The sequence below is a fragment of the Advenella sp. FME57 genome, from assembly GCF_014897675.1.
GTDB lineage: Bacteria > Pseudomonadota > Gammaproteobacteria > Burkholderiales > Burkholderiaceae_B > Advenella.
Genome location: NZ_JABUXU010000005.1, coordinates 255,698 through 265,929, shown reverse-complemented (window position 1 = coordinate 265,929; position 10,232 = coordinate 255,698). Strand labels below are relative to the sequence as shown.

The window sequence follows — 10,232 nt, the reverse complement described above, 5'->3', positions numbered from 1 at the left end:
AAACAGAGGAGCAGGAGGAGCCTGGCCAGGTGCCGACCCTGCGGCCAGAACCCGAAGCGGCCAAACCCGTCGCTACCGATACCCGCCCAACAGCGCCGGCTGCCGGCGCGGCGACTGCGGGCACGCTGGGTTCAGCGTCCAATGCCACAACGGTTGAGCCTGCAATCGCCCGTACCACACCGGCCTCTCAGCCAAAAACGGCTGACGCGGCGGCCTCTGAACCGAAGCGCCCGGCCAACGTGGCAGACGCCGCAACCGATGCTGTCAAGCCCACACAGAACGATCCGGTCATCCCTGATGAACCGGCCAAAGAGCAACCAACGGTCTCCAGCTCCGAACAGACGGAACCGACCATTGCTCGCCCCGAAACCACGCATCTGCGCCCGCCACGCGATGAGGTCAAACATACTATTACCTAATCAAAACTGCAGTTATCGGCGCGCAGGCGAAAAAACGCTTGCGCGCCGGGGTAATTTTTCTTATAGTTAAGGCATGAAGAGCCAGCCCGCATTTTCTCGCAACGCTTTAACCGGTAGCAACACTGCTTGCGCCGCGGCTAAGCTGTGGGCTGCTGCTACACCTGACGCAACGCTTTCTGCTGTTGCCACATCTTCTGCGCTACTGCTAGCGATCGGTTGTCGAGCCTAGAGCGTTCGTGGCAGTTCGACAGCCCCTGTACAAGCCACAAGGATTCCGTTTTATTATTCTGAATCCCGGCGTCGCTGCTTAACTCCAGTCTGTTCGCACCGGGATTCTCCCCAAAATAGGTGCATCATGATCTCCAACCCCGCTTCCAAATACATTCCTTTCAAGGCGTTCGAACGCGATTTCTCGGAACGCACGTGGCCCAGCAAAAAAATCGAACATCCACCCATCTGGATGAGTACCGATCTGCGCGACGGCAATCAGTCTCTTATCGAGCCCATGAGCATCGAGCGCAAGCTGCGTTTTTTCAAACACCTGGTCAAAATCGGCTTCAAGGAGATTGAAGTTGGCTTTCCCGCCGCCTCTCAGACGGATTTCGACTTCGTTCGCATCCTGATCGAAGAAAACCATATTCCCGATGATGTCCTGATCATCGTGCTGACCCAGTCGCGCGAAGATCTGATCAACCGGACGGTGGAAGCGGCGGCCGGCGCCCGTCAGGCCATGGTGCACCTGTATAACGCCTGCGCCCCCGCGTTTCGCAAAATCGTCTTCAATATGAACAAGGAAGAAGTCAAAAATATCGCCACCACCGGTACGGCACTGATCAAAACGGCCATGAGCCGGCACCCCGAAACCAAATGGCGCTATGAATACTCTCCTGAAGTGTTCAGCACCACCGAGCCGGAGTTTGCAGTAGAAGTGTGTAACGCCGTAGCCGAGGTATGGCAGCCTACCGCGACAGACCGGATCGTGTTCAACCTGCCTGCGACCATCGAGGCCACCACGCCAAATATGTACGCAGACCAGATCGAATGGTTCTGCAACAATGTCAATAATCGCGAAAGCGTCATTGTCAGCGTGCACCCGCATAATGACCGCGGCACAGCCGTTGCCGCCGCTGAACTGGCTGTGATGGCCGGTGCAGACCGCATCGAAGGTTGCCTGTTTGGCAGTGGCGAGCGTACGGGTAATGTGTGCCTGGTCACCCTGGCACTCAATTTGTACACCCAGGGCATTCACCCTGGCCTGGACTTCTCCGATATAGATGACGTGCGTCGCACTGCAGAATACTGTAACCAGTTGCCCGTACATCCGCGTCACCCCTACGCAGGCGACCTGGTCTTTACCGCCTTCTCGGGCTCGCACCAGGATGCCATCAAGAAAGGCTTCTCCGTGCAAAAAGAAGACGGCGTCTGGGAAGTGCCTTATCTGCCCATTGATCCGGCCGATCTCGGACGCAGCTATGATGCGGTCATCCGAGTGAACAGCCAGTCGGGCAAGGGCGGCGTCTCTTATCTTCTGGAAAACGAACGCGGCCTGAACCTGCCGCGTCGCCTGCAGATCGAATTTTCCCGCGCCATCCAGCGCGTGACCGACGAAACCGGTACAGAAGTCAACGGCAATGCCGTGTTCGACATCTTTGAAAAAGAGTACCTGAAACAGACCACGCCATGGAAACTGGTGCGCCACCAGATCGATAGCAAGGCCGATGGCGAAGCCGGCGACCAGTTCAGCATCCGCGCCGAGCTTGAGGTGGACGGTCAGGTCAAAGTAGTGGAAGGAAGCGGCGAAGGCGCCATTTCAGCCTTCATCAACGCCCTGAGTCTGCCTATCCGCTTTATGGATTATCACGAACACGCCATGGGGTCCGGCGAAAAAACGTCTGCCGTCTGCTATGTGGAACTGCGGCTTGGTGAATCTGCCACCGGTTTTGGCGTGGGCATCCACAAGGACATCGTTACCGCGTCATTTGTGGCCGTCTTGAGCGCGGTCAACCGCCATCTGAACCAGCAGGCCAAAGAAGGCGCCGCTCTGCGCGAAGTCGCTTAAGGGTCCAAGGCGATCAACCCGAGCCCGTCACCTGCCTGCGGCAGGGGCGGGTGTCCATTGATGTTTATCGTTGCAACAACGTGTGATTCGGGCGCCAGGCGTGTGTCTTTGCAGACCGGTACCCGCTTGCTTTCCTTGCTGGCGCAATGCCAGCGGATACTGATCGGACAACCCAACGGGCAACAGGCCCGGGTTGCCACCGGCGCGTATTATCATTACGCTTTCCAGACAAACGTCACCGTCATGCCAACACGATCCTAACCGAAAAGGGCTGATGCCTGCGTGCGTTAGCGTCGCATTAATCAACCCTTGCCTGACCCTTGCCTCATATCGGGAAAGCCGCTGTCCAGGCCTTGCATGCTGATCGGATCGGCATGCAAGGCCTGCGCTATTTCTGGCCCGCCCTGTTTACCAGGCGCTGCCTTTTTCCCAGACTACTTCCTTGCCCGCTGCCTTGGCCTGGCGCATCATGTCCAGCAACGGGTAGGCACGACGACGCAAGCTCACATTTTCACTGATAGGGTGCACGGCGACCTCGTCGTCCTCGTCTTCGCGATCTTTGTCATCAAACTGATGATCAGGCGCAGAATCCGGATCCGCATTGATAGCCTGTTCCAGATGACGGATGGCTTCTTCCAGCTGAGCCACGGTAAAGACGCCCATTTCAGGTACGGTCTCATACTCACGCCCCGCCGCCTGCAATACTGTCCTGGCCTGCTCGGCCATCATCAGGACATCGCCGGCTATATCCGAACGAAAAGTAATCAGCATACGGTTTTCCTCATTAGATATTTTATTGAACTGCGACCACTGCAAATGCATTCAAAAGGTGATGATACGCATTTTTCAGGTTATTGGTCATGCGAACCCGTCCTCGCTCAATTTTTCCTGCTTTCCGGCACCTGATTCTAGTGCTTGCAGGCATGCTCCATTTTGCCCCAGAGGCCGTTGCCGGACAAGCAAATATTGCGCAATGCGTGCGCCCGGCCAACGGCACCGGTCATCCGTGCCGCAGCAACAACCCTTTTACCCTGGGCGCAATTGAGCCGGCCATCAATAGCGGCGCCGGCAACCCGGTTAATCTGGCCACCGGCAACAAATATCAGGAAACAATCGATCTGCCGCTACGTCATGACGGCTTGCTGGTGATGCGCAGCTATAACGCAATGGACCGGGCAGACCGGGGACTGGGCGTTGGCTGGCGGCACAATTTCGATATTAATCTGCAACGCACGCCCGACGGCCTGCAGATTACCCAGGCCGACGGTTCCCGCATCCTGTTCGGCAGACGCGCTGGCAAAGCGGCTCCGGCCGCAATCCCTGCCCATGGGCGGCTGGTGATTGCCGACAGCGGCTGGGACTGGCACTGGCCTGACGGCAGCACCATTACCTTTGACCGCCAGGGGTTACTTACCCGACTGAACGTGGACGGACGCCACCTGCAAATACAGCGACACAGCCGCGCCTCGATTTTTGCCGACAGGATCCGTCAGGTCACAAGCGATGCCGGCCACGCTCTGGTGTTTCACTACATCCAGGACGACCGCGTGCATGCCCGCGCACGCCTGACCCGAATCGACACGCCGCAAGGACCCATCCAATATCGCTACGACTTGCCTGCCGGGCGTCTGATGTCGGCGTCGCGTGCTGATGGCAGCCAGACGCTCTACCTGTACGAGGAAGCTTATCAGGCAGGCGACCCATACAAACTGACGGGCATGGCGATCGTGCCCCACCACAACAGGAACGCCGGCAACAATATCGCTGCAGGCGCTATGCCGGCGCTGGACATCCCGGTCCTGCGCACCGCCATACCGGCCTTGGCAGGCCGCTCTGCGCACGTAGCGAGTCTGTCTGACCCCCTCCTGCCGCAGTCCTTTCGCTTGCGGACCTGGCAATACGACCAAAGCGGCAAAGTGATTCGGGCCGTATTGCACGATCAGCCTGTCGGTCCAGGAACCCAGTTGTTCAACTATGGCGTCGCGGGCACGCAACGCAGCTTCACCCGCGTCACAGACGGCAACGGCCAGCACACCGGCTTCGTCTGGCGACGCATCCATGGCCGTTATCTGCTCGAATCGGTCAAAGGCCATGGCTGCATCGGCTGCGCCGCGCCGGGGCTACAGGCCGCGTATGACGAGCAGGGGCGTCTGTCGTACATCAATGGCCTGTACATCGCCCGCCACCCCAACGGCATGCCGGCACGGCTGAGTCTGCCCCAAGGGTTCTGGCCCGACCTGCAGTTGCACTATGACCGGCAAGGGCGGGGCATTTTCTGGTCCAGTACGCTCACCGGCAGCCAGCGCATCCAGTACAACAGCAAGGGGCAGCCCACCACCCAGATCTTTGCCAACGGGGTGCACTGGTCATACGAGTATGATGCGCAGCAACGCCTGCGCACCTTGCGGCAGGCCACCCTACCGGCGTCTGCCTCTGGCCAGGACCCGGACCGCACGGCATCTGCCGTTGCCACGACCACCCTTCATTACACAGAAGACGATGGCTTCTCGCTGACGCATGCCAACGAAACACAAGTGCATGCCATGAATCGGGCAAGCGGCGCCTTGCGTACCCGTATTTCCAGACCCCCCAGCACAAACAACCCTTACCAGGTCTTTTATGAGGACATTATCCTGCGCCACCCGCAGACCGGTCAGGTGATACAGCTGCTGCCCGAAGGCGGTCGCCTGCTCTACACATATACGCCGGGCCAGCGACTGCGCAGCATTGTCTGGGAAGACGCCAGGCAACAACAACACCCGGTTCTGCAGATAGCTGCTGCGGGGCATGCCACGTTCGGCAACCAGGTACGGATGCAGTACCGTCAGGATGACTTTGGCCGTCAGCAGTTGCATCTGGTGGCTCGTGCAGGCACATCCAGTCGTCCGATCCTGGGCCTGGAACGCCTGGTAGCCGGCAGCGGGCGCGTCCTCAAGGAGGACTATTATTATCCGGCAGTAGCCAGCGCCGTTCGCCGATATTATTTTTACGGCAGGCAGCAGCGGCTGGCCGGAATGACCGAGCAGCATTACCTCTACACCAAAGGGCAGTTGTCACACACGCCGGTCGCTTCCGGAAAGCGGCGCGTTTGGTATGCCTGGGATCGCAGCGGCGCCAGTATCGCGCGATTTGACGGCCACCGTACGCAGCGCAGCCGTATCATGCGTGACGCCAGCGGCTTGCCGATGCAGGTTGACCGCCTGGATACGCGCTATGGGGTGAACCGCCGCCTTAATGAGGTTTACCGGCAGGGTCGGCGTATTCAACAAAATCTGCACAACGGCCAGGGCCACCGTATTGCCCGCCGCGATCCGCAGGCGTTTACCCACTTTTATTATCAGGACAACCGGGTTATCGGCCACTGGTCTGTGCCTACGGGCGCGCCACTGCGGGCTCCCTCCAATGGCGCCATTTCACGACGCTACATTTATGCTGGGGCCATTGCGGTTGCCTTTATCGAATACGCCAGGCCCGCAGCGTTCAGCGACGGGTCGCAGCCGGCAGATCTGTCCATTCAATCTGCGCTGCGCCGTCTGCTGAGCGACAGGTCTGCGGGAACGCTGCACTTTATCCACACGGATACCCAGGGGTTGCCGCTGGCTGTGACCGACGGGCAGGCGCAACCCGTCTGGCTGGCACAGCCTGAACCGGAAGGGAAGATGACGCCACTGATCAGTCGCGTACAACTCCCCCTGCGCTATCCGGGCCAGTATGAAGACGAAGCGACCGGCTGGTTCGATAATATCTATCGCACCTACGACCCTGCCTTTGGCCATTATCTGGAACCCGACCCCATCGGCCCCGTGCCCGGCGCCGATCCCCTGGGATATGCAGCCGCGCAACCGCGCCGCTATGTCGATCCGCTGGGCTTGCTGTTATTCGCCTTCGACGGCACCCGCAACCAAGGCAGCAACACCAATTCGAACGTGTACAAACTGCAAAAACTGTACGATTCAGGGCCTGTACACTATATTGGCGGCCCGGGCACCAACGACGGGCTGTCTGCGTTTGCCGAACCGGCTGTCTATGGCGCGGCCAATCCCCTGCAAAGCCCTTACATCATGGGCCCGCTGGGCGTACTGCTGCGCCCTGCAGATGCCATGGCAGGAGAATCTGTCGCCGGCATCGTGCGCACCCAGATGCATCGCCTGATTGACACTCTGCTCAGGGATGCGCAGTCACTGCGAAACGCCAACGGCCATATTCCGATCGATGTCATCGGCTTTTCCCGCGGCGCGGCGGCAGCACGCATTTTTGCGAACCAGATTTTGCAGCAGACACGAGACGGCCTGTTCAGCGCCCGGGTCCACACGCCCTTTGCCAACAATGGCCAGACCCCGGATGCCTTCACGACCGTCAGCGCCTGCCTGGACTTGCGTTTCATGGGCCTGTTCGATACGGTCACGCAGCTTGGCGTGCTGGGCTCGAACAACGCAGCCTACAACTATCAGGTGTCTCCCGCCTGGCAGTGGGTCGCCCATGCAGTGGCCCTGAACGAATATACCAATATCTTCCCGTTAACCTCCATCGGCGACAGTGAGCATGAGAACTTTTACGAAGTCGGCTTTATGGGCAACCACTCCGATATGGGCGGTTCCATACAGACTGCGGATAAGACCCACGTGGCCAACGCCAGCGGCTTGCCCGGCGATCTGGGTAACGTGACATTGCAATGGATGTACCAACAGGGACGGGCGGCGGGCGTAACCTGGCGCCCGCTGCCGCGAACCGCCCTGCGCATCCGCAACCCGCTGGTCCATAACAATCTCATGCGCTATAAATGGCAAGACCCGGCCAGAGAGACACTCGCGCCGGACCGCGACATGGAAGGCGCCGACCGCACCTCAATAAGGCAGCATCAGTCTGCACGTGTCGGCAGGGCCAGACGCATGCAGGTAGAACAGTTTATCGAGCGTGATCTGCCGCAGACCCGGCCGCTGACGATAGCCGACCTGTTTTACGGCAACATGATGGCGGTGCCGCCCGGTAAAGAAAAGACGCTGGTCAGCCAGCCGATTGTCGGTCGCGCCGATATCCAGGCATATGCGCGGTGGCTGCGGGAAACCACGGGCTTTGAGTTACAGACAGGCCAGGTATGGTAAAATCTGCCTTTTTTCCACCCTCCGGACGCCATGCTCCCCGAGCTGCAACAACACTTACTTTCACTGCTTCAGGCAGCCGTTCACCATACCCTTCCCGAGGCCAGCCCGGTTATCAAACTGGAACGCCCCAAGCAGGCCGATCACGGCGATATTGCCAGCAACGTCGCCATGCAGATCGCCAAGCCTGCCCGTCGGAATCCGCGTGAACTGGCCCAGGAGATTGTCGCCCATGTGCTGGCCAACCCGGCCGCAGCCGGCGTGGTGGAATCGGCCGATGTGGCCGGTCCTGGCTTTATCAACTTGCGACTGACGCAGGCAACGCACCAGCAGGTCCTGCAGACCATTGCACAGCAGGGCAGCCAGTATGGCAATGCCGCCAGGCGCAACGAGAAAGTCATTGTGGAATTTGTCTCTGCCAATCCCACCGGCCCCCTGCATGTCGGCCATGCCCGCCAGGCGGCCCTGGGCGACTGCGTCTGCCGGCTGCTTGATGCCGGCGGTTACGATGTGCTGCGCGAATTTTATTACAACGATGCCGGCAACCAGATTCACAACCTGGCGGTGAGCACGCAGGCCCGCGCCCGCGGCATCAGCCCCGACGATGCGGCCTACCCTAGCGATGGCTACCGTGGCGAGTATATTGCCGATATCGCCCGCGATTACGTCAACAAGGCAACCGTTGTGGCTGACGGCCGCAGCATCACCGCCACGGGCGAGCTCGATTCACTGGAAGACATCCGCCAGTTTGCCGTGGCCTGCCTGCGTCGCGAGCAGGACCTGGATCTGCTGGCGTTCGGGCTGAAATTCGACAATTACTATCTTGAAAGCTCGCTCTACAGCGACGGTAAGGTGGAAGATACCGTCAACAAGCTGATCGCCAGCGGCTACACATACGAACATGAAAACGCCTTGTGGCTGAAAACGACGGAACTGGGCACCGGCGACGATAAAGACCGGGTGATGCGCAAATCCGATGGCGGCTACACCTATTTCGTACCCGACGTGGCCTATCACGTGGGCAAATGGAATCGCGGCTATACCCACGCCATCAACATCCAAGGCACAGACCATCACGGCACCATTGCCCGCGTGCGCGCTGGCCTGCAGGCCCTCAATCTGGGCATTCCCAAAACCTATCCGTCCTATATCCTGCACAAGATGGTCAAGGTTATGCGCAACGGGCAGGAGGTCAAAATCTCCAAGCGCGCCGGCAGCTATGTCACCATGCGCGATCTGATCGACTGGGTCGGGCAGGATGCCGTTCGCTACTTCCTGATTCAGCGCAAGGCAGATACCGAATTTGTATTTGATATTGATCTGGCGCTGGCAAAGGGCGAAGAGAATCCGGTATATTATGTTCAGTATGCACATGCGCGTATCTGCAAGCTGCTGCGTGACTCGGCCGACCTGACAGACAGTCTGGCCAGCGCCGACAGCAGCAGGCTGGTGGCCCCTACGGAAATCACGCTACTGAAGCGCCTGGCAGAGCTGCCTGGCCTGATTCAAACGGCAGGCCAGGAACTGTCGCCGCATCAGGTCGCATTCTGGCTTCAGGAATGCGCAGCCGATTTCCATTCGTGGTACAACGCCGAACGCATCATGCTTGACGATATCGAATTGAAACGTGCGCGGCTGCGTCTGGCCGATGCCACCCGTCAGGTCATTGCCAATGGCCTTGGCCTACTGGGTGTGTCCGCACCCCAGCAAATGTAAGCGAGACAGCTCCACTATGGCAACACGCAAGAAACGCCCCGCCGCCCGCAGTTCCCGGTCTTCTTCCGGCAAAGGCATGACATTTTCGTCTATCCTGCTGGGCCTGATCATCGGTCTGTCTGTGGCTGCCGTGGCCGCATTCATGATCATGCGTTCGCCCTCTCCCATTCAGGACCGCCGGCAACCGACAACCGGCCAGCCTGGCGCCCTCACCGGCCAGGCCCCAACCAGCCCGGGCGCCACACTGATCGATCCAAACGCGTGGATGAACAGCGACGGCAGCATCAATTCTGCTCAACAGCCGCCGTCCCGCCCGAAAATTGAACCACTACCCCCACTACTGGGCATCCCGGAAAACGCCGACGATATGCCGTTTACGGCTGGCGGCACCCCGACGCCCGCAACACCACCTACAAAAGCGGCGCCCAAAACAGATGACGACCAGATTGCGTCACTGATTAATACGCTGCCTGGAGAACAAGCGACTGCCACCAAGGCGCCGGCCCCAGCAGCGACCCCTTCCAAAAACGGACAGACAGCCGCAGGCCCGGGCACCGCGCCCAAGGCCACCGCAGCAAATACGCCGCCCACAGCGCAGACGCGCAGCAGCGCACCGCGTTACCTGCAAGTGGGGTCCTATCGCGATGAGAAAGAGGCCGATGCCTTTCGCGCCCGCATGATCATGATGGGCTTCAACGTGCAGATCCAGAAAGCCAGAGTGAACAATATGGACGTCAATCGCGTCCGTATCGGCCCCTTCGATAGCGATAAGGAACTGAGTGAATCCCGTGCCCAGCTCTCCGGGGCCAAGATAAACTCCACCATTGTGCGCTAGGCCAGGGCACGCCAGGCGGGGAACTTTACGGGGCGCAGCAGGTCCTAATGCAGTACCGCCGGATCCAGTGGCGGCTCGCGGGCATGAGTGCCCGAATATTAACC

6 protein-coding genes and 1 pseudogene are annotated in these 10,232 nt (G+C 59.5%); 6 read left to right on the top strand and 1 reads right to left on the bottom strand.

The window, feature by feature from the left end:
• The 3 genes and pseudogenes from INT32_RS08385 to INT32_RS08375 form a co-directional block, all read left to right on the top strand.
• A pseudogene (locus INT32_RS08385) lies at positions 1–419 on the top strand (hypothetical protein); the annotation flags it as partial.
• Positions 420–774: 355 nt separating this feature from the next.
• Entirely contained in the window at positions 775–2,478 is a 1,704-nt protein-coding gene (gene leuA, locus INT32_RS08380; protein WP_193088271.1) for a 2-isopropylmalate synthase, read from the top strand.
• 60 nt (positions 2,479–2,538) lie between these two features.
• Entirely contained in the window at positions 2,539–2,739 is a 201-nt protein-coding gene (locus INT32_RS08375) for a hypothetical protein (protein ID WP_193088270.1), read from the top strand.
• 147 nt (positions 2,740–2,886) lie between these two features.
• Here INT32_RS08375 and INT32_RS08370 read toward each other — a convergent pair whose 3' ends face one another.
• Positions 2,887–3,249, bottom strand: coding sequence for a DUF1840 domain-containing protein (locus tag INT32_RS08370; protein WP_193088269.1), 363 nt, complete (start codon positions 3,247–3,249; stop codon positions 2,887–2,889).
• Positions 3,250–3,338: 89 nt separating this feature from the next.
• On the opposite strand from INT32_RS08370, the gene INT32_RS08365 reads away from it, so the two are divergent.
• From INT32_RS08365 to INT32_RS08355, 3 genes are read left to right on the top strand one after another with little or no spacing between them, the layout of a single operon-like run.
• Positions 3,339–7,580 (top strand): phospholipase effector Tle1 domain-containing protein, encoded by a 4,242-nt coding sequence (locus INT32_RS08365; protein ID WP_193088268.1) that lies wholly within the window; start codon positions 3,339–3,341, stop codon positions 7,578–7,580.
• Positions 7,581–7,610: 30 nt separating this feature from the next.
• Complete coding sequence (gene argS, locus INT32_RS08360; RefSeq protein WP_193088267.1) at positions 7,611–9,293, top strand: arginine--tRNA ligase; 1,683 nt, start codon at positions 7,611–7,613, stop codon at positions 9,291–9,293.
• 16 nt (positions 9,294–9,309) lie between these two features.
• Positions 9,310–10,128, top strand: a complete 819-nt coding sequence (locus tag INT32_RS08355) for an SPOR domain-containing protein (protein ID WP_193088266.1) — start codon at positions 9,310–9,312, stop codon at positions 10,126–10,128.
• The last annotated feature ends 104 nt before the right edge of the window (positions 10,129–10,232 follow it).